Here is a 20,170-nt window from a genome sequence, read left to right on the forward strand (position 1 = left end):
AAGATGAATGGGACCAACGGCCGGTCCGGCTAAAACTTCGAAGGCACGCAACTTGAGCCCCTAACTACCGGCCCGCGGGAGGGTAATCACCGCAAACCGGAGCAATTGCACACGCTCCGCGCCACCTAGCGCCTACCCAGTCTAGTTGCAGGGAGCCGTTTAACGCCAATTGGCCCTTTATCACGGCCCCCTTGAACAGGGAAGCAGGGTCCGGGAATTCCTTTCCGCGCCCGTCCCCCACCGGCGGCGGCCGGCGTCGTACTCTTTAGGGCCGCCTGCTGAGTGCCGCCTGCTTAATGCTGTTGCAGCGGGGAGCGCAGTTCCGGCCAGCGGGCGTCGAGGTTGTCGCCGGAGGACACGCCGCGCAGGCGCCGGCTGATCCACGGACCCACGTATTCCTTGGTCCACGCCGCATTGTCCTTGAGCGTTTCCGCCGTGGTCCGCACCGGGATGGGCGGCAGTTCGGGCATCGGGATCCGGGCGGATTCGCCGAGGGTTTCCAGGAGGTGGTTGGCCATGTTGATGTGCCCGGGCGTGGACATGTGCATCCGGTCGACGCCCCACAACCGCCAGTCGTTGTACTCGCGGAAACGCCAGTAGTCGACGAGTTCGGCGCCGTGGAGCTCGGCGACCTCCCGGACCAGTTCGTTGTAGACGGCGGTACGGCCGCGGATGCCCGCAAAGACCTTGGAGCTGCTGGCGTCAAAACCGGTGAAGATCAGCACCCGCGCGCCCGTGGCCCGCAACTTCCCGATCGCCTCCCCGTAGCCGGCCACCATGGCGTCGATGTCCACCTTGGGGCGCAGGATGTCATTGATGCCCGCGTAACTGGTGACGAGTGTGGGATTCATGGCCACGGCGGCATCGACCTGTTCGCTCAGGATTTGCTTCATCTTCTTGCCGCGGATCGCCAGATTGGCGTAACCGAAAGCGCCGGGCCCGTCCGGGTGGTGCAGTGCCAGCTGCTCTGCGGCCCTGTCCGCCCAGCCGCGCACCTGGTTGGGCAGCGACGCGTCGGTGTCGCCCAGCCCCTCCGTGAACGAGTCGCCCAATGCCACGTACCGTGCCGAAAATTCCACGCCTAGTCTCCTTGCCGCCCGTGCGGTGCCGGGCCGTCGCGTCATGGGCGGCCACCGGATTGTCACTAGGCTAATCCTATGACTGCCATCCACTCCGCCCGCCGGTGAGCGCCCCCGTAACCATCTGGAGCGCGCAGTACCGCGGCGCCACGATTGGATTCTTCGGCTTGGCCTTCATGGTGGCGTATTCCGCGGCCGCCATCACCACCGCAATGCCGGCCGCCGCCGGGGAACTGGACGGCCTGGCCCTCTACGGCCTGGCGTTCGGCATCACGATGGCCACCTCCGTCGTCTCGATGACGCTGGCGGCCATCTGGATCGATAAGTCCGGACCCCAAAAACCGCTGCTGGCCGGCGTTGCCATCTACGTGGTGGGCCTGGCCTGCGCCGCCGCGGCGCCCACCATGGAATGGCTCGTGGCCGCCCGCGCCCTGCAGGGCCTGGGGACCGGGCTCGACGGCGTGGCCCTGTATGTGGCGATCGCCCGCGTGTTCCCCAACCACCTGCGCCCCAAGATGTTCGGCGCCCTCGCCGCAGCATGGCTGCTGCCCTCGATCGTGGGCCCGGCCCTGAGCGGGATCATCACCGACCACTTTGGCTGGCGCTGGGTCTTCGCCACCGTGCCCGTGCTGGCCGTCATTGCCGCCGTAATCGTGTACCGGGGCACCCGGGGCGCGGGCATGAACGAACGCGCAGCGGCCCCGGCCAAGGTGGTCGCGCGCGTCGAGACCGAGCCGGCCTCCACCGGGCACGGGATCTCGACAGGCTCGATCACCGCTTCGGTGGTCGAGCGCGTCGAGACCGAGCCGCCAATCTGGCGGAGGCCGTTGTGGGCCGTTGCCGCCTCGGCGTCCGTGCTGGCCCTGGGCGATGCCAGCGCCCGTGCCCAGCCGTGGTGGCCCGTGGAACTGGGGGTCGCCGTCGTACTGCTGTGCGTGTCGGTGAGCAAGCTGCTGCCGCGGGGGACGTGGCGGATGGTCCGCGGGCTGCCGTCGCTGATCCTGATGCGCGGGCTCATGGGGACCGCGTTCACGATCGCCGATGTATACCTGCCGCTGTATATGATCGACCAGCGCGGCCTGCCCGCCTGGCTGGCCGGGTTGTCGCTGACGGTGGGCGGAGTGACCTGGGCCGTGGGCGCCTGGCTGGCGGGCCGCGGCAGGTTGAAGCCGGCCCGGTCGCTGCGCCTGGGTGCCGCCTTCATGCTGGCCGGCATGCTGGTCTCGGCCTTCGTGCTGGTGCCCGGATCACCCGTGTGGATCGCCTGGCTTGGCTGGATCGCCGCCGGTTTCGGCATTGGTCTGGCCTACCCCACGCAGTCCGTGCTGGTGCTGGAGACGTCGGCCTTGCACGAACAAGGCACCAACGCCTCCGCCCTCCAGCTGAGTGAAACGCTGACGACGGCGGCCGCGCTGGGCGTGGTGGGTGCGGTCTTTGCGGCGTTGCTCCTGTTCGGTGAGTCCGGCTACGTCATGGCATTTGGCGTGGCACTGCTGCTCGCACTGGCCACTGCGGTCGTGTCCCGGCGGGCCGCGGCGAACTAGGCAGTGCCAGCTCGCTAGACTGCTGCCGGTTCCTCCTCGCGGGACTCGCGCAGCCGCGCATAGGCGCCGTCCGCGTCCTGCAGCGCGGCGGGCGAGCCCGCCTCCACAATGGTTCCGCCGGCCAGGACCACGAGCTGTTCGGCCTTCTCCACGGTGGAGAGCCGGTGCGCGATGGTCAGCGTGGTCCGGCCCACGGCGAGCCGGTCAAGAGCCGACTGCACCAGGGCCTCGGTGGTGTTGTCCAGCGCCGAGGTTGCCTCGTCCAGGACCAGCACCTTCGGGTTGCGCAGGATGGTCCGGGCGATGGCCAGGCGTTGCTGCTCTCCCCCGGAGAATCGGTGCCCGCGGGCACCCACCATGGTGTCCAGCCCGTCCGGCAGGCCGGCGATCAGGTCGGCGATCTGGGCCGAGGCCAGCGCGCTCCAGAGTTCGGCGTCGTCCGCGTCGGGCTTGGCGAGGAGCAGGTTTTCCCGGATGGTGTCGTGGATCAGGTACGTTTCCTGGGACACGACCCCAACAATGCGGGTCAGGTCCTCCGGGGCGATGTCCCGGACGTCCACCCCGTCAATGGTGATCCGCCCGGCGGTGGCGTCGTGCAGGCGGGAGACCAGCGAGCCCATGGTCGATTTCCCGGAGCCGGTGGGACCCACCACGGCGGTGGTTTCCCCGGCGGGAAGCGCAAGGTCGATGCCGTGCAGGACGTCCGTGCCGTCGTCGTACGCGAAACGGACACCCTCGAAGCGGACCTCGCCGCGCACCGTGGCCGGGTCCAGCTTGGCCGGATTGGCGGGTGCGGTGATTTCGGGTTTGAGGTCGAGGTATTCAAAGATGCGGCTGAACAAGGCCATGGCCGTGACCCACTGGACGCCGAGGCTCATCAGGCCCATGATAGGGCGGAAGATGGTGCCCTGCAGCGCCGTGAACGCGACCAGGGTGCCGATGGTCATGCCGCCGCTCGTGGCGGGAAGGCCGGCGGCCAGGTAGATGACCGCGGGGATGGCGGAGAAGATGATGCCCATGGCGGCCATCCGCCAGCGGCCCGCCAGTTGGGAGCGCATTTCCAAATCGATGAGGCGCGCCGAGCTGGTGGTGTAGCGGCTGGCGTCGCGGCCGGTGGTGCCGAGCGTCTTGGCGAGCCGGACCCCGGAAATGCTCAGCCCCTCCTCGACCTGCGTGTTCATGGTGGCCAGTTCGCTTTGCAGCGTGCTCGTGATGTCGCGACGCAGCAGGGCCACGCGACGGGTGAACCAGATGGCCGGCGGGAGCACGATCAGCGAGAGCAGCGAAAGTTTGGGGGAAAGCGCCACCATGGCGACGGCCGTGGCGACCGTGGTGGTGACGTTCGAGGCGATGCCGGTGGCCGTGGATGTGATGACGGTTTGCATGCCGGTGATGTCGTTGTTCAGCCGGGATTGCACCTCGCCGCCGCGGGTCCGGGTGAAGAAGCCCAGCGACTGCTTTTGCAGGTGCGTGAACAGCTGGGTGCGCAGCTTGTGCATGATGGTTTGGCCCATGCCGGTGGTCATCCACGTCTGCAGGACGCCGATCACGGACGTCGCGGCAGCCACGGCAACCAGCCCGCCGGTGAGCCACAGGAGCAGGCGCACGTCCTTGTGCGGCAGTGCGGTGTCGATGATGTGGCGGACCAAGAATGGCTGGGCCAGGCTGACAATGCTGGACGCGCTGAGCAAAAGCACGACGACGGCGATCGTCACCTTGTGCGGGGCGAAGAGGGCCGCGACGCGCTTGAGGCTGACGGGCTGCCGCTCCAGTTGCGTGCGGTCCGCCGGGTTGACGCGGCCGAGGCCACGGCCGCCGGCGCGGTTTCCGGCGCCGGGGCGGTTTGGATTTCCGTTACCGGGAGCGCCGGGCCGGCCGGGATTCTGAGTGAGGATATTCTCCGTCACAAGCACCACCTCCAGTGGTGTGCGGGGGTGCGGGACTCGCACCAATTAATACAGAGGTTACCTCACTATGTGGTTGCCGGTCAAATTGCTAGAATGGTGGAATGCGATCCCAGCCAGCAGACCCGGCCGACCTCGGCGAACTTTTCCATGCCGCTTTCCGCGGGCTGCGCCGCACGTGGGCCGATCAGCTCTCCCCATGGGACCTGACCCCGCACCAGTGGCGGGCGTTGTCCACGCTGCTGCGCGGGGGCGGCTATTCCGGGGCCTGCTCCGGCAACTTGTCCGACGGCGGCGGACTGCGCCTGAAGGATTTGGCGGACCGGCTCCGCATTGCCCCGCGCTCCGCCACCGAGGTGGTGGACCAGCTCGAGGCCAAGGGCCTGGTGCGCCGCGAACCGGACCCCACCGACCGGCGCGCCACCCTGGTGCGGGCCACGGCGGAGGGTGAGGAACTGTTCGCGAAGGCGGGCGCGGAACGGCGCGAGAAGGCCAACGAATACTTTGGCCGGCTCAGCGCCGACGACCAGGCGGACCTGGCCCGGATCCTGGGACAGCTGGGCCACTGATCGAGGAGGGCCCCGGTGATCGAGCTTGTCGAGATCCAGGGCCTCGAGATCCAGGGCCTCGACAAGCTCGACCGACGATCGCCACAAACTTCTTACCGGCCCGCAACACGGGCGCAACATTGCCCCGGCAGACTTGTTTCATGGCCATACGCGGCCAGGAAATGACGGTCTACCAAGGAGGCACACCATGTCACTGGAAGTTTCAGCCGAATCCGCCCGGGCCACCCGGGTCAGAAGCCTGATGCCGCTGATTCGCGGCAACCGGGTGGAGGCACGCGTGCTCGACATGGTGGTGCACCGCGGCTTCGTCGACGACGTGGCACCCGAGGCGCGCGTCTTGTGGATCATCTCCGAGGACACGGGGCGGCGGAAGCTCATTCCGCTCGACACCTTCAGCCTTTGGCTGGTCCCCGCTGCCTGAGCGCGGGGCCTGCCCGCAGCACCCGGACTAGGCCACGATGCGGCCGGCCTGGATGACCACGCGCGGGCGGGCCTCGTCCCACAGGACGGCGGAATCGTCGAACGGGTTGCCGTCCAGGATCACCACATCGGCATGCGCCCCGGCGCCAATTCGGCCGAGCCCGGCGTCCTGGATGATCTCCGCGTTGACGGATGTCATGGACTTCAACGTCTCAAACATGCCCGCCGATTCACTTTGCAGGCGCACGCCCACCAATTGGTCGTTCTCGAGCTCGCCCATCAAGTCCGAGCCAAAGCCGACCTTGACCCCGGCCGCCAACGCCAGGGCGATGGCGGTCTTGCCGGCGGAGAGCACCTCGGCGTTCTTCACCTGCGAAACCGGGTGCAGGCCCAGCGCCTCGCCGCGGCGGTTCATGGCGTCGTAGGCGGCCAGCGTGGGTACCAGGTAGCTGCCGTGTCGGGCCATGAGTTCGGCGGTTTCCTGATCCATGAGGTTTCCGTGTTCAATGGTCCGCACCCCGTTCTCCACGGAATGCCTGATGGCCTCGGGCGAGTACGCGTGGGCGGCCACATAGCTGTTGCGGCGGCCCGCCTCCTCCACGACGGCCTGGATTTCGGCGGCCGAATACTGCGGAACCCGGATGGGATCGGTCAGCGAGACGACGCCGCCGGAGGTCATGATCTTGATGGCGTGGCTGCCGGTGCGGAACCTGTCGCGGACGGCCTTGCGGAGATCGTCCACACCGTCGATGACGGAGCACATGTGGCCATGGCTGAAGCACAGGTCCAGGTCCTCGGCCCGGGGGTCGCCGTGACCGCCGGTCTGGCTCATGGCCGGGCCAGTGAACAGGTAGCGCGGGGATGCGAACACGCCGCCGCGCACCGCCTTGGCCAGGCCGATGTCGCCGCCGGCCACGTCGCGCACCGTGGTGAAGCCGCGCTTCAGCGCCGACCCCAGGCGTTGCGCACCCACGAGCGCCGCATAGCTCAACGGGCCCTTTTCCACCTCGAAGCCGCCCAGCCCCACGGCGTAGGCGTGGAAGTGCGCGTCGATGAGCCCGGGAACCACCACTTTCCCGCCGGCGTCGACCACCTCACCCACCGGCGCCACGTCGCCCACGGCCTCGATGACGCCGTCGCGCATCACGATCGAGCCCTCCACCAGCTCCGGTGAAGACCCGTCAAAGATCAGCGCGTTGGTGATGGTCAGCGTCCCGGTGGCGGCGTTGGACATGGCGGAATCTCCTGTTTCCCCGGATGGCAGCGTCCGGATTGGGTGGTGGTCATAAGCTGTGGCATTTCCATCTTAACGACGACGGCGGCTGTCACCTTTCGCGCGAAAAGTGACAGCCGCCGTCGTTCGGATCAGCCCTGCGGGGCGCCCGAGATGTTGACCAGCCAGGGGATCCCGTAACCGTCAACGCACATGCCGAAGGTGTCGCCCCACGGCGCCTTCTCGAGCGGCATGGTGACGGTGCCGCTGGCGGACAGCTTGTCCCAGTAGCCGCGGAGTTCGGCCTCATCCTCGCCGGTGAGCGAGACCTGGTGGTTGGTGCCGGGGGTGAATTCCATGTGGCTGGGCGTGTCGGAGCCCATCAGCGAAAGGCCGCCATCGGTGAGGAGCGCGCCGTGCATGATCTGGTCCAGCTCGGCCTCCTCGACGCCGCCGCCGCCGTCGCGGAAGCTGCTGAGCGTCAATTCGCCGCCGAAGACACTCTGGTAAAACTCCATGGCGTCCTTTGCGTTGCCGCGAAAGCCAAGGTACGGGTTGAGGCGAGTCGTCATGCCGGTCTCCTTAGGAAAAGTGTGGATGCACAGCATTATGCCCCGAATCATGCCCCCTGTCAGGAGGTGCACTGTCAGGAGGTGCAGTATCAGGAGGTGCCGGCTCAGGATGCCTGCGCCTTGCCGAGCCGCCAGTAGCCCATGAAGGCGACGGCGTTGCGGTCCACGCCGACGTCGCGCACCAGGTAGCGGCGCAGCTCCCGGACGGCGGCGGCCTCGCCGGCAATCCAGGCGTAGAAGCCCTCGCCCGGTTCCATCAGCGGCGTCTCCCACAGGATGTCCGCGTCGATGTCGACGTCGTCGGGCTCCTCGCCGCGGCTGCAGGCCGACGGCGCGATGATCCGGTGGACGTCGGCGGACATCAGCCCGCCGTGCGCCGCAGCCCCGGCCGAACCCCCGGCGCGTGCCAGCCAGCGCACCTCCACGCCCGATTCCGTGGGCAGGTCCAGGAAGTCCTCGGCGGCGGGGACCTCCAAAACGGCGTGCCCCGTGACGTGTGCGGGCAGGGTCGCCAGGATGCCGGCGATGGCCGGAACGGCGGTCTCGTCGCCCACCAGCAGCACCCGGTTCGCCGCGCCAAGATCGAACTCGATGCCCAGGCAGTCGCCGGAGCGCGCGTCGGGGCCGATCAGCACCATGGGGTCCCCCACCTGCGCTTGGGATGCCCAGAGGGCGGCCGGTCCGGAGCCGCCGTCGAGGTGCATGACGAAGTCGAGGTCCACCTCGGCGGACACGGCGGCACGGCCGCCCGAGGCCGGGACGGCGGGGCGCAGCGCCCGGACCGTGTACGTGCGCATGTAGCCGCGCGTGTCCGGGTCCATGGCCAGCCAGGTTTGGTACCAGCCGTCATCCAGGACGCCCTCCACGGCGCCAAAGTCGGGCAGCGGGTGCCCCGGGACCGGGATCATGACCTTGATCCGCAGGTCCAGGGTGTGGCCGTCGGCGTTCGTGCCGAAGTGCTCAAGCTCGGGTCCCACCACCGTGATCCGGAGGAAATGCGGGGTCAGCTGGCGCACGGCGCCCACGGTTCCGTTGAACACCCGGATGGGCCGGATGACCTCGGCGGGCCGTTCAATCGTTGCTGCACTCATGCCTGCACACCTTCCATCGCGGATATTGCCGAAATTGTGGGAACTGCCGGGTCGCTCTTTTTTGCGGCCGCCGCGAACGCCGCGGCCCGGCGCCCCACGGGCACCACCATGGGCGAACCCACCACCGGATCCGGCACCACCACCGATTCCAGTCCGAAAACCTCCTGCACGAGCTCCGCGGTCATGACGGCCGACGGCTCGCCCTGCGCCACGATCCGCCCGGCCTTCATGGCGATCAGGTGGTCCGCGTACCGGGCGGCAAGGTTCAGATCGTGCAGCACAATGGCCACCGTGATGCCGCGCCGGGCGTTGAGTTCGGACACCACGTCGAGCACCTCCACCTGGTGCGCCAGGTCCAGGTAGGTGGTGGGCTCGTCGAGCAGCAGGATGTCGGTTTGCTGGGCCAGTGCCATGGCGATCCACACGCGCTGGCGCTGCCCGCCGGAAAGTTCGTCGATGCTCCGCTCGGCCAGCTCCAGCGTGCCGGTCGCCGTGAGCGCCTCGGCGACGGCGGCGTCGTCGTCGGCGGTCCATTGCCGGAACCAGCCCTGGTGCGGGCTGCGGCCGCGGCCCACAAGGTCGGCGACGGTGATGCCGTCGGGTGCGGTGGGTGTCTGCGGCAGGATGCCCAGCTCCCGGGCCAGCGTCTTGGTGGGCATCTTGTGGATGTCGGTGCCGTTGAGCTGGACGACGCCGGCACTTGGCTTGAGCAGGCGGGCCAGGCCGCGCAGCAAGGTGGATTTTCCGCAGGCGTTCGCGCCGACGATGATGGTCACCCGGCCTGCGGGCAGCTCCACGGACAGTGAATCGACGATCCTGCGGTCGCCGTAGCCGAGGGATACTCCCTCGGCGCCCAGGGCGGATGCCGGGGTGGAAGTCTTTGCGCTCATGTCAGCCTCCTTGGCTGTTGCGGTTGGTCGAGATCAGCAGCCACAGCAGGAACGGCGCGCCCAGCGCACCGGTCACCACGCCCACCGGCAGGGACGTGCCGGGTATTCCGTTGATGGCCAGGAAGTTGGCGCCCAGCACGATGCCGGCGCCGACCAGGGCGGACAGGCCCAGGCTTGGCGCTCCCCCGTTGAGGCGTTTGGCGATGGGCCCGGACAGGAAGGCCACGAATGCGATGGGGCCGGCCGCGGCGGTGGGCAGGGCGGCCAGCAGGACGCCCAGCACCGTCAGCAGGATCCTTGTCCGGGGCACGTTGAAGCCGAGCCCGGCGGCGGTGTCCTCGCCCAGTTGCAGGCCCTGCAGCCCGCGGGATGCGAAGGCGACAACCGGCAGCAGCACGGCGAGGGCCACGGTCAGCACGATGACCCGCCCCCAGTCGGCCGAGTTCAGCGAGCCCGTCAGCCACACCATGGCGTCCTGGGCGTTGTTGATGTCCGCCCGGGCCAGCATGAACGTGACGGCGGCCTGCATGAACGCGGCCGCGCCGATGCCGATCAGGATCAGTCCGGAACCGCCCCGGCCCCGGGCCAGCACGGTGATGAGCAGGGCCACCACCAGGGCGCCGATCACGGCCGCGAGGGACACGCCCACGCCGCTGATCCCGAAGATCACGATCGCGGCGACGGCCGTGGCGCTGGCCCCGTAGCTGATGCCGATGATGTCGGGGCTGGCCAGCGGGTTGCGCAGCATGGACTGGAAGATGGCGCCGGCCACGCCAAACGACGCCCCCGCCAAAAGCCCCGTCAGGGCCTGCGGCAGCTTGTTGTCCATGACGATGAAGCTGGCGCCGGGGATGTGCGCGCCGGCCAGCAGCCGGAGGAAGTCGGGGATGGTGACGGTGTAGCTGCCCAGCAGGATATTCACGGCCAGCAGGCCGAACACCAGCAGGGCCAGCGCCGCGGTGACCAGGCGCCGGCGACGGCGGGGCCGCCCGCGCAGCGCCCGCACCGCCGCGGCGGCGGCGGGTTCGGCTGCGTGCTCAACAGCCTGCGCGATCCCGGCACTCACAGTGCCGCCCGCTTTCCGCGGCGCACCACGGCGATGAACACGGGCGCACCCATCAGGGCGGCAACGATCCCGGCAGGTACCTCGCCCGGCAGCAGGATGACCCGGCCCACCACGTCGGCGAACAGCAGCACGGCCGGGGCGGCCACCAGGGACAGCGGCAGCAGCCACCGGTAGTCCGGGCCGAAGATTCCGCGCAGCATGTGCGGCACCACGAGACCGATGAACCCGATGGGGCCGGCCAACGCCGTGGCGCTGCCGCACAGCAGCACGATCCCGATCGCGGAGACGGCCCGGCCCAGGCCCGGCCGCACGCCCAGGCCGCGCGCCACGTCGTCGCCCAGTGCCAGGTTGTTCAGCAGCTTTCCGGTGCCGAGCAGGATCACGGCGCCGACGGCCACGAATGGCAGCACGGCGGTGACGGAATCCCAGGATTTGCCGGCCAGCGCGCCCACCTGCCAGGTCCGGAACAGCTCCAGCGAGGCCTGGCTGGTGACCAGCATGGCGCTCATGAGCGATCCCATCCCGGCGGCCATGGCGGCGCCGGCCAGCGCCAGCTTCACCGGGGTGGCGCCGTCACGGCCCAGGCTCGCCACCGAATAAACGACGACGGCGGCCACGGCGCTGCCCGCGAACGCGAACCACAGGTAGCTGGAGACACTGCTCGCGCCCAGGAAGAAAATGGAGGCCACGACGGCCAGCGAGGCGCCGGCGTTGATGCCCAGGATCCCGGGATCGGCCAGCGGATTGCGGGCCACCCCCTGCATCGACGTCCCGGCCAGGCCCAGCGAGGCGCCCACCACCAGGCCGGCCACGGTGCGGACCAGCCGGGACAGCACCACGGCGTGGTCGCCGTTGGACGGATCGGGGTTGACCAGCGTGTCCAGGACCACCGGCAGCGGCACGTAACGGGCACCGATGGCCAGCGATGCCAGCACCAATAGGACCAGCACGGCCACGGCAACCACGGTCCAGAGCGCGCGTGAGCGGCCGGAAAACCGGCCGGCCGTGACTGTGCCGGCCACACTGGGTGCCACACTGGGTGCCGTGATCGCGGCGGCGGGGGCCGCCGTCGTACTTTGTGTTGCCGCCATGGAGGCCGTCCGGGTCGTCATGAGGTGCTTGGCTTAGGCCTTGTCGGCCGCGGCGCCCAGCTCGGGCAGGAACGCATCCAGCGCCCAGGGCAGGCTCAGCGGGGAGGAGGCGGAAATGGCCAGGGTCAAGGTGGTGTCCGGGTCGGCGACGAAGGCCCCGGACTTGACGGCCGGGATCTGGCCGAGCAAGGGGTCGGCGATGATCGCGGCCTTGGTCTTGTTGTCGGGAACCCAGCTGACGAACACCTGGGAGGCCAGTTCGTTGGCCTTCTCGGCGGACCACGGAATGTAGAAGCCGGTGGCCTTCTTCTCGGCCGCCACCACCACGGGGGCCTCCACCATGCCGATGCTGGAGAGGAAGCGGGGGCGGTTGTCCTCGGCGGTGTAGACGTTGACGCCGGTGCTCGAATCGGGCTCCAGGTTGCCGTAGATGAACGTCTTGCCCTTGATCTGCGGGTACTTGGCGGCCTTCTCGGCGATGGTCTTCTCGGTGGCCGTGATGAGCGCGGTGGCCTGCGCGGACTTGCCCAGGGCCGCACCGATCATGGTGGTGGAATCCTGCCAGGACGTGCCGTAGGCGACCTTCGGGAAGGCGATGACGGGGGCGATCTTGCTGAGCTTGTCGTAGTCCTCCTTACTCAATCCCGAGTAGGCGGCCAGGATGATGTCCGGATTCGCCTTGGCAACTTCGGTGAAGTTCACGCCGTCGGCCTCGGAGTACTGGACGGGCGCCTTGGCGCTGCCAATCCCGGCGCCGGCCTTGGCCAGGGCGGCGTCCTTCCACGGGGTGGACCCCTGTGCGTTGCCGCCCCACGCGTGCTTGGGCATGCCCACCGGGATCACGCCGAGGGCGATGGCGACGTCGTCGTTGACCCAGGAGACTGTGGCGATCCGCTGCGGGGCGGACTTGATGACCGTCGTGCCGTAAGCGTGTTTGACGGTGACGGGGAAGGCGTCCGCCGGCGCCGTGTTTTGGCCCGAAGACTCGGCGCCCACTGCGCCGGTCGAGCAGCCGGCCAGGGCCACGCCCATGGCCGCCACGGAGACAAACAAGCCCATCTTCAGACCTTCACGACGCGAAAATTCCACAATGCTTCCTTACGGTAACCCCAGATAACGCTTGCCTTAGTTATGCAAGCCTTACCTACCCTAGCGGATTGAAAACGCAATAGAGAACATTATTGTGAGGTATTTGACACTTTCCGTAAAAATGTCAGCAACGGCGCCGAAAAATGGTGCCCGCAAGGAGTCCCTGAGACTCCCCCTAGGGCGCGGGCGTGCGCAGGATCCAGTGCCCGGCATCCATGCCGTGCATGAGCTTGCGGCCGATCCGGGCCAAATCCGCCACGTCCCGCTCATCCAAATGGTCAAAGACCAGGGCGCGCACCGACGCCACGTGCAGTGGCGCCAACTCCTCGATGAGTTCGACGCCGTCCGCGGTCACGCTGGCCGCGGTCACCCGGGCATCGCCGGCATGGGCGGCGCGTTCCACCAGTCCGCGCGCTCCCAGTTTCGTCACAACATGGGAGAGCCGGGACAACGAGGCACTGGTCCGGGCGGCCAATTCGCTCATGGGCAGCGTGCGGTCCTCAGCCTCGGAGAGCATCGCCAGGACGTTGTAGTCGAACAAGGAAAGCTTGGCGGCCTTTTGCAGCGAGGCATCCAAGGCCCCGGGCAGCAGGGTGGTGGTGGACAGCAGGGCAAGCCATGCGGCGCGTTCATTGGGCGTCAGCCAGCGCGGCTCCGATTCACTCATGCCCAACATCTTTCCATGTCCGGGATTTAGGCCCCACGCGGGGTAGCCAAAATAATGCTTGACACGTCAACCAAATGGGTTTACATTTAGTTGTAGCTTCAAGTAAAGACTTCCAGCGCCCCAACGAAAGCAGGAACACCATGAGCACCATCACCATCATCGGCACCGGCAACATGGCCCGCGGCATCGCCGTTCGCTCGCTCGCCGCCGGCCGCACGGTCGAGCTCCTGAGCCGCGACGAGGCCAAGGCACAGGCATTGGCCGCCGAGCTCAACGGCGCCGTGACCACCGGAACCCTGCCCCAGGCCCCCGCCGGCGACATCGTGGTGCTGGCCGTCCCGTTCGACGCCGCCAAGGAAATCGTCACTGCCTACGGCGCCACCCTGGCCGGCAAGACGGTCGTGGACATCACCAACCCGGTGAACTTTGAAACCTTCGACTCCCTGGTCGTGGCACCGGGCAGCTCGGCCGCCGAGGAAATCGGCGCCCTGACCCCCGGCAACGTCGTCAAGGCCTTCAACACCACGTTCGCCGGCGCCCTCGTGGCCGGAGAGACCAGCGGCCAGGCCCTGGACGTGTTCATCGCCGGCGACGACGCCGACTCCACCGCCGCCGTGGCATCCCTGGTGGCCGACGGCGGCATGCGCCCCATCGTTGCCGGCGCCCTGAAGCGCTCACGCGAACTTGAGGGCTTCCAGTTCCTCGTCATGACCCTCCAGGCCAACCCGGCCTTCGAGACGTTCAACTGGAACACGGGCCTGAAGATCGTCGACTAGTCCCCACGCCCTCCCGAACGGCGGCTCGCGAGCGAGCCCCCGGTGGTCGAGCCTGTCGAGACCCCCGGTGGTCGAGCCTGTCGAGACCCCGTCAACCCCGTGGCTGGTCGTCCTCGACAAACCGGGGCCGTCCGGCCAGCCAGCCAAACACGGCGGCGCCGGAGCCGATCACGAGGAACATGACCCCGGCCGCGACAAAACCGCCGGTCGCCTGGTGCAGCTGCCCCACCAGCAGCGTGCCCACGGACCCCACACCGTAGCCCACCCCCTGCATCATGCCGGAGAGGTGGGCTGCGGTGTGTGAGTCGCGGGTGCGCAGGATGATCGAGGTCAGCGCCAGCGCCGTCAGCGCTCCCTGGCCCAGGCCCAGCAGGCAGGTCCAGAGCCAGATGCCCTGCAACGGCCCGAAAATGCTCAGCGCAAACCCCAGCCCCGTCATCAGCGCGGCCGCGGCATTCAGCGTGCTCTGCCGGCGCAGCTTGACCGCGAGCGCGGGTGCCAACAGGGACCCGCCCATCTGCAGCACGATCGAGACGGCCACCATGAGCCCGGCCGTGCCGCCGTCGGTCCCGCGGTCGCGCAGGATCGGCGCCAGCCAGGCAAACACGCTGAAGGACATCATGGCCTGGAGCACCATGAACGCGGTGATCTGCCAGGCCGTCCGGGACCGCCAGACGCTGGGCCCGGAGGCCGCCGTCGCCGGCGGGACGTGCCGTTGCCGGATTGCCACCGGCGCCCAGATCAGCGTCGCGATCACGGCCGGGATCGCCCAGAAGCCGAGCGCAAACTGCCAGGACCCGGTCGCATCAAATATGGGGTGGGTGAATCCGGCCCCCAGCGCCGCCGCGGCGCAGATGGACATCGTGTAGAGCCCGCTCATCAGGCCCAGCCGGTGGGCGAAGTCGCGTTTGACGAGGGACGGCAAAAGGACGTTGACGACGGCGATCGCGGCACCCGCGGCGAGCGCACCGGCGAACATGGCCGGCAGGCCGCCCAATCCGCGCGCCGTCAGGCCCAGGGTCAGGACCACCATGGCCCCGAGCAGGGTCCGCTCCGCGCCGAAGCGCCGGGCCAGCCTTGGCGCGAAGGGTGCGAAGATGCCCAGGCAGGTCACGGGGACCGTGGTCATGAGCAGTACGGCCAACCCGGACATGCCGGTGGCCGCGGTGATCTCGGTCAGCACGGCCGAGAAGCTGGAGTAGACGGTGCGCAGGTTCAGCCCGCACAGGATCAGGGCCACGGCAATGTAGGCCAGGCCGAGGCCCGGGGAAATGCTGGTGGGTTGCGGGGCGGGGACTTCGTCGATTTCCGCGTCAATCAGGATGTCGGCCCGTTCCCCCGGGTTCGATCGCAAAATCTCAGGCATCGACGTCCCTTGTGGGTGCCGTGCCGTCGCCGAACGGGCGTCCGCCCAGGGCCTCGCGGCCGTGCGGGGTGACCCAGCCGGAGGCGTCCGGGCCCTTGGGCACGATCCGGGTGGGGTTCAGGTCCTCGTGCACCACGTAGTAGTGCTTCTTGATCTGCTCGAAGTTCACGGTGTCGCCAAAGCCGGGCGTCTGGAACAGGTCCCGGGCGTAGGCCCACAGCACGGGCATTTCACTGAGCTTGTTGCGGTTGCACTTGAAGTGGCCGTGGTAGACCGCGTCGAAGCGGACCAGCGTGGTGAACAGCCGGACGTCGGCCTCGGTGATGGTGTCCCCCACCAGGTAGCGCTGCGTTGCGAGTCGCTCCTCCAGCCAATCCAGCGCCGTGAACAGGCGGTCGTAGGCGGCGTCGTAGGCCTCCTGGCTGCCGGCAAAGCCGCACCGGTACACGCCGTTGTTGACCTCGGTGAAGATCCGCTTGGCCACGGTGTCGATTTCCTCGCGCAGGGCTTCCGGGTACAGATCCGGGGCGCCCGCGCGATGGAATTCCTTCCACTCGGTGGAGAAGTCCAGCGTTATTTGCGGGAAGTTGTTGGTCACGACGGCGCCCGTCGGGACATCGACGACCGCCGGGACGGTGATGCCGCGCGGATAGTCAGGGGTGCGCTTGAAGTAGGCCTCCTGCAGGCGTTCGATGCCCAGCACGGGGTCAACGCCGCCCGGATCGAGGTCAAAGGTCCAGGAGCGGACGTCGTGGGTGGGCCCGCACACGCCGATCGAGATGGCGTCCTCGAGTCCCAGCAGCCGGCGCACAATGGTGGAACGGTGCGCCCATGGGCAGGCGCGCGCCACCACCAGGCGGTAGCGGCCGGCCTCCACCGGGTAGCCGTCGGCGCCGTCCCGGGTGATGCGCGTTTCAATGTAGTGGGTGTCGCGGGTGTACTCATTGCCCGTAACGTAGATGCCCTTGGTGCTGTATTGCTGTGCGTCCTGTGCCGCTGGCTCTGCTTCCATGAATTAAGCGTAGACCCGCCGTTGTGAGGCTTAGAGCGCAATCGGCTTTACAGCCGAAAAATACCCTGCTTATGATCGAGGTCACGAGTTACCTTGGCTTTCACGGATCCTGCGGGTTCCGCCGTTCCAAAGTTCCACGCAGCACCATTGGGGAAGCAGTCACTGGATGTTCCGCACATATGCCGCCAACAGTAAGGAAGCATCAATGCTCGGGCCAGAAACTGCAATTACAACTGCCACCGCCACCGGGAATGCGCCGGCCGACGGCGGTGTTCCCGAGCCTGCCATGATCGAGTTCGCCCAGGTCAGCAAGGTCTACCAGGGGAACCAGCCGGCCGTCGGGAATCTCTCGCTGTCCATCGACAGGGGCAAAATCACCGTCTTCGTCGGCCCGTCGGGCTGTGGCAAGACCACCTCGCTGCGCATGATCAACCGGATGGTGGAGCCCTCCAGCGGCACCATCACGGTGGACGGCCGCGACATCAGCTCCGTCCCGGCCCCGGCCCTGCGCCGCTCCATGGGGTACGTCATGCAGTCCGCCGGGCTGCTGCCGCACCGGACCGTGACGGACAATGTGACCACGGTGCTCCGGCTCAACCGGGTCCCGCGCGCGCAGGCCCGCCGCCGTGCCGCGGAACTGCTCGACGTCGTCGGCCTCCCGGCCGCCATGGGCCGGCGCTACCCCAACCAGCTTTCCGGCGGTCAGCAACAGCGCGTCGGCGTGGCCCGCGCACTGGCCGCGGACCCGCCCGTGCTCCTTATGGACGAGCCCTTCAGCGCCGTGGACCCGGTGGTCCGGGCCGAACTCCAGCAGGAATTGCTGCGGCTCCAACGCGACCTGGCCAAGACCATCGTGTTCGTCACCCACGACATCGACGAGGCCACGCTCCTTGGCGACAAGGTGGCCGTCTTCGCCACGGGCGGCCGGGTGGCCCAGTACGCCGCCCCGGAGGAGATCCTGCGGGCGCCCGTGGATGACTTCGTGGCCGCGTTCGTGGGCCGGGACAGGGGCTTCAGGCACCTCTCCTTCAGCTCCGGCGCGTCCGTGCCCATCCATCCGGCGCCCATCAACCAGCCCGCCGCCGGTCCGGACGGAACGGCCGGGCACACCTTGGGCGGCAGCATCCTGGACGGCAGTGCCGGCTGGACGCTGGCCGTCAACGCCGAACACCACCCGCAGGGCTGGATTCCGCCCGGCCGCGGCGCCGCCATGGTGCCCGGCGGCTCGCTGTTCCACGAGGGCGAGTCGCTGCGCCGAGCCCTGGACGCCGCATTGTCCTCGCCGTCCGGCCTGGGCGTCACGGTGGACGACGACGGCGTGGTCACGGGAGTGGTCAAGGCCGCCGAGGTGCTGGCCGCCATCGAGGCCGCCCGGCAGGCACGCCAGGACGGCCGCTGATGGACTGGTTCCTGGCGAACTTCCCCATGGTCATGTCGCTGACCGGCTACCACCTGTTCCAGGCGGTGCTCCCGCTGGTGCTCAGCGTCATCATCGCCATCCCGCTGGCGCAGCTGGCCCGGCTCAACAAGGGCGTGGCCGCGTTCATCCTGTCGGCCGGTTCGCTGCTGTACACGGTGCCGTCGCTGGCGTTGTTCGTGATCCTGCCCAGCATTCTCGGCACCAAGATCCTGGACCTCACGAACATCATCGTGGCGCTGACCATCTACGCCGTGGCGCTGCTGGTCCGCTCCACGCTGGATGCGTTGAACTCCGTGGATGACACCATCCGCCAGGCCGCCGTCGCGATGGGCTACAAACCCGTGCACCGCTTCCTGACGGTCGATCTTCCGCTATCCATGCCGGTGCTTTTCGCCGGGCTGCGCGTGATCTCCGTCAGCAACATCTCGCTCGTGACGGTCGGGGCGCTGCTGGGCGTCCCCAGCCTGGGCTTCCTGTTCACCGACGGCCTGCAACGCGACTTCCCCACCGAGATCGTGATCGGCATCATCGGCACCCTGGTGCTGGCCCTGCTGATGGACACGGCCCTGGTGCTGGCGCAGCGCTTGCTGACCCCGTGGCTGCGCACGCCCGGCCGCCGCAAAACGTCACAAACGACGACGGCGGCCCCGGTCGCCGCAGTGGGTGAGGCCGCATGAGCGCCGCCGACTACACCTCCAGCAACCCGTTCGCACAGGGCGTGCAATGGCTCAGCGAACCGGCCAACTGGCAGGGGGCCATGGGCATCCCGGCCAGGGTCGCCGAACACCTGGGCTATTCGGCGTTGACGCTGCTGATCGCGGCCGCCATCGCCGTGCCAATCGGGCTGTACGTGGGGCACACGGGCAAGGGCCGCGTCGTCGTCGTCGCCCTCGCCGGCATGCTGCGCGCCCTGCCCACCCTGGGTGTGATGACCCTGTTCGCCCTCATGGCCACCTCGGTGCTCTCGCTCATGCCGGCCATCTGGGCGCTCGTCATCCTGGCGGTGCCGCCCATCCTGACGGGCACCTACGCCGGCATTTCCTCGGTCAACCGGGAGACGGTGGATGCCGCCCGCGGGGTGGGCATGACGGAACGGCAAATCCTGTTCCGCGTGGAGGTCCCCAACGGCCTGCCCGTCATGCTGGGCGGGTTCCGGGCCGCGGTGCTGCAGGTCGTGGCCACGGTGGCCGTGGTCGCATTCATCAGCCTTGGCGGGCTGGGCCGGTTCATCATCGACGGGCTGTCCGTGCAAGACTACGGCCAGGTCCTGGGCGGTGCCGTGGTGATCGCGGTGCTGGCCATCGGCATCGACGGCATCCTGGCGGCCCTGCAACGGCTCTCCATCTCGCCGGGTTTGAAAGAAAGCCGGCTCAAGCCGGACGACACACCGACCGGCCGTGAAACCCTCACGGTCGGCGCACAAGGAGGAACCTCATGATGAACCATTCGCGCAACCTTTCCCGCACCGCCGTGGTCCGCCGCTCTTTCCTTGGCGTGGCCGCCGGCGTCTCCGTCCTGCTCGCCGTGAGCGCCTGCGGCAGCAGTTCCCCGCTCAGCAGCGGCTCCAACACCAGCGGCTCCGCCGGCGGTTCGCTGGTGGTGGGCTCCGCCAACTTCCCCGAAAGCGCCACGGTCGCCGAAATTTACGCCGGCGCCCTGAACGCGGCCGGCATCAAGACCACCACCAAGCTGAACATCGGCGCCCGCGAGGTGTACGTCAAGGCCGTCGAGGACGGCTCGATCGACGTGGTTCCCGACTACAGCGGCAACCTGCTCGGCTACGTCGACCCTAAGAGCACCGCGGTTGACCCGGCGGCAATCATCGCAGCCCTCCCGGCCGCGCTGCCCTCCGGGCTGGGCATCCTGGACGCGGCCAAGGCCGAGGACAAGGACGCCATGGTGGTCACCTCCGCCACCGCCACCAAGTACAACCTGAAGTCCATCGAGGACCTGGCGAAGGTCTGCGACAAGCTGACCCTGGCCGCACCGCCGGAGTTCGCCACCCGCCCCGAGGGCCTGCCCGGGCTGAAGGGCAAGTACGGATGCGTGCCGGCCAAGTTCACCCCGATCAACGACGGCGGCGGCCCCCTCACGGTCAAGGCCCTGTTGAGCAACGAGGTCCAGGTGGCCGACATCTTCACGACCACCCCGGCCATCAAGGACAACAACTTGGTGGTGCTGACGGACCCGAAGAACAACTGGCTGGCCCAGCAGGTGGTGCCGCTCGTGAAGACCAGCACGGTCAACGACGCCGCCAAGACGGCCTTGAACAACGTCTCCAAGCTGCTCACCACGGAGGACCTGATCGCCCTCAACGAAGAGGTCAGCGGCTCGGCAAAGATGGATCCGGCCGCCGCCGCGGCGGCCTGGTTGAAGGAAAAGGGCATCACCAAGTAATCGA

20 protein-coding genes are annotated in these 20,170 nt (G+C 68.4%); 8 read left to right on the forward strand and 12 right to left on the reverse strand.

All coding sequences use genetic code 11. The features are described 5' to 3' along the window. Positions 1–293 precede the first annotated feature (293 nt). Complete coding sequence (locus AL755_RS20845; protein WP_054012654.1) at positions 294–1,079, reverse strand: SGNH/GDSL hydrolase family protein; 786 nt, start codon at positions 1,077–1,079, stop codon at positions 294–296. Positions 1,080–1,183: 104 nt separating this feature from the next. Between AL755_RS20845 and AL755_RS20850 the strand changes: the two genes are divergently transcribed. Then, a complete protein-coding gene (locus tag AL755_RS20850; protein WP_054012655.1) occupies positions 1,184–2,623 on the forward strand; it encodes an MFS transporter in 1,440 nt (479 codons plus the stop codon). A gap of 14 nt (positions 2,624–2,637) precedes the next feature. Here AL755_RS20850 and AL755_RS20855 read toward each other — a convergent pair whose 3' ends face one another. Beyond that, positions 2,638–4,530 (reverse strand): ABC transporter ATP-binding protein, encoded by a 1,893-nt coding sequence (locus AL755_RS20855; protein ID WP_237762567.1) that lies wholly within the window; start codon positions 4,528–4,530, stop codon positions 2,638–2,640. Positions 4,531–4,631: 101 nt separating this feature from the next. On the opposite strand from AL755_RS20855, the gene AL755_RS20860 reads away from it, so the two are divergent. Both AL755_RS20860 and AL755_RS20865 read left to right on the forward strand, forming a co-directional pair. Beyond that, positions 4,632–5,096: a MarR family winged helix-turn-helix transcriptional regulator gene (locus AL755_RS20860; protein WP_054012656.1), complete on the forward strand. Its 465-nt coding sequence runs from the start codon at positions 4,632–4,634 to the stop codon at positions 5,094–5,096. A 187-nt stretch (positions 5,097–5,283) separates the two neighbouring features. Then, positions 5,284–5,517: a hypothetical protein gene (locus AL755_RS20865; RefSeq protein WP_054012657.1), complete on the forward strand. Its 234-nt coding sequence runs from the start codon at positions 5,284–5,286 to the stop codon at positions 5,515–5,517. A gap of 27 nt (positions 5,518–5,544) precedes the next feature. Here the strand turns inward: AL755_RS20865 and AL755_RS20870 are convergent, their stop codons facing one another. The 8 genes from AL755_RS20870 to AL755_RS20905 all read right to left on the reverse strand — a co-directional run bounded on the left by AL755_RS20870 (position 5,545) and on the right by AL755_RS20905 (position 13,195). After that, positions 5,545–6,750 carry a metal-dependent hydrolase family protein gene (locus AL755_RS20870; protein WP_054012658.1) on the reverse strand — a complete coding sequence of 402 codons (1,206 nt, stop codon included), beginning with the start codon at positions 6,748–6,750 and terminating at the stop codon, positions 5,545–5,547. A 131-nt stretch (positions 6,751–6,881) separates the two neighbouring features. After that, a complete protein-coding gene (locus tag AL755_RS20875) occupies positions 6,882–7,301 on the reverse strand; it encodes a VOC family protein (RefSeq protein WP_054012659.1) in 420 nt (139 codons plus the stop codon). A gap of 104 nt (positions 7,302–7,405) precedes the next feature. Next, complete coding sequence (locus tag AL755_RS20880) at positions 7,406–8,392, reverse strand: siderophore-interacting protein (RefSeq protein WP_054012660.1); 987 nt, start codon at positions 8,390–8,392, stop codon at positions 7,406–7,408. Beyond that, complete coding sequence (locus AL755_RS20885) at positions 8,389–9,282, reverse strand: ABC transporter ATP-binding protein (protein ID WP_054012661.1); 894 nt, start codon at positions 9,280–9,282, stop codon at positions 8,389–8,391. The genes AL755_RS20880 and AL755_RS20885 overlap by 4 nt, the downstream gene beginning before the upstream one ends. Position 9,283: 1 nt before the next feature. Continuing rightward, the gene (locus AL755_RS20890) at positions 9,284–10,348 is read right to left on the reverse strand and encodes a FecCD family ABC transporter permease (protein ID WP_445290485.1); all 1,065 of its coding nucleotides are present in this window, start codon (positions 10,346–10,348) and stop codon (positions 9,284–9,286) included. After that, entirely contained in the window at positions 10,345–11,460 is a 1,116-nt protein-coding gene (locus tag AL755_RS20895) for a FecCD family ABC transporter permease (protein ID WP_082369472.1), read from the reverse strand. Before AL755_RS20895 ends, AL755_RS20890 begins: the two co-directional genes overlap by 4 nt. A 12-nt stretch (positions 11,461–11,472) precedes the next feature. Continuing rightward, positions 11,473–12,498: an ABC transporter substrate-binding protein gene (locus AL755_RS20900; protein ID WP_054013233.1), complete on the reverse strand. Its 1,026-nt coding sequence runs from the start codon at positions 12,496–12,498 to the stop codon at positions 11,473–11,475. 205 nt (positions 12,499–12,703) lie between these two features. After that, positions 12,704–13,195 carry a MarR family winged helix-turn-helix transcriptional regulator gene (locus AL755_RS20905; protein ID WP_054013234.1) on the reverse strand — a complete coding sequence of 164 codons (492 nt, stop codon included), beginning with the start codon at positions 13,193–13,195 and terminating at the stop codon, positions 12,704–12,706. A gap of 140 nt (positions 13,196–13,335) precedes the next feature. Between AL755_RS20905 and AL755_RS20910 the strand changes: the two genes are divergently transcribed. Further along, positions 13,336–13,971 (forward strand): NADPH-dependent F420 reductase, encoded by a 636-nt coding sequence (locus tag AL755_RS20910; RefSeq protein WP_054012662.1) that lies wholly within the window; start codon positions 13,336–13,338, stop codon positions 13,969–13,971. Between the two features lie 91 nt (positions 13,972–14,062). Here AL755_RS20910 and AL755_RS20915 read toward each other — a convergent pair whose 3' ends face one another. Both AL755_RS20915 and AL755_RS20920 read right to left on the reverse strand, forming a co-directional pair. Further along, on the reverse strand, positions 14,063–15,337 hold the full coding sequence (locus tag AL755_RS20915; RefSeq protein WP_054012663.1) for a CynX/NimT family MFS transporter: 1,275 nt from the start codon (positions 15,335–15,337) through the stop codon (positions 14,063–14,065). Further along, positions 15,330–16,349, reverse strand: coding sequence for a glutathione S-transferase family protein (locus tag AL755_RS20920; protein WP_054012664.1), 1,020 nt, complete (start codon positions 16,347–16,349; stop codon positions 15,330–15,332). The genes AL755_RS20915 and AL755_RS20920 overlap by 8 nt, the downstream gene beginning before the upstream one ends. Positions 16,350–16,635: 286 nt before the next feature. On the opposite strand from AL755_RS20920, the gene AL755_RS20925 reads away from it, so the two are divergent. Genes AL755_RS20925 through AL755_RS20940 form a run of 4 tightly spaced genes read left to right on the forward strand, consistent with a single transcriptional unit; the run spans position 16,636 to position 20,166 of the window. After that, the gene (locus tag AL755_RS20925; protein ID WP_054013235.1) at positions 16,636–17,748 is read left to right on the forward strand and encodes an ABC transporter ATP-binding protein; all 1,113 of its coding nucleotides are present in this window, start codon (positions 16,636–16,638) and stop codon (positions 17,746–17,748) included. Then, positions 17,748–18,446, forward strand: a complete 699-nt coding sequence (locus AL755_RS20930) for an ABC transporter permease (RefSeq protein ID WP_054012665.1) — start codon at positions 17,748–17,750, stop codon at positions 18,444–18,446. Before AL755_RS20925 ends, AL755_RS20930 begins: the two co-directional genes overlap by 1 nt. Continuing rightward, positions 18,443–19,207 carry an ABC transporter permease gene (locus AL755_RS20935; RefSeq protein WP_054012666.1) on the forward strand — a complete coding sequence of 255 codons (765 nt, stop codon included), beginning with the start codon at positions 18,443–18,445 and terminating at the stop codon, positions 19,205–19,207. Before AL755_RS20930 ends, AL755_RS20935 begins: the two co-directional genes overlap by 4 nt. Further along, complete coding sequence (locus tag AL755_RS20940; RefSeq protein WP_054013236.1) at positions 19,207–20,166, forward strand: ABC transporter substrate-binding protein; 960 nt, start codon at positions 19,207–19,209, stop codon at positions 20,164–20,166. Before AL755_RS20935 ends, AL755_RS20940 begins: the two co-directional genes overlap by 1 nt. Positions 20,167–20,170 lie beyond the last annotated feature (4 nt).

This window comes from Arthrobacter sp. ERGS1:01 (assembly GCF_001281315.1).
GTDB lineage: Bacteria > Actinomycetota > Actinomycetes > Actinomycetales > Micrococcaceae > Specibacter.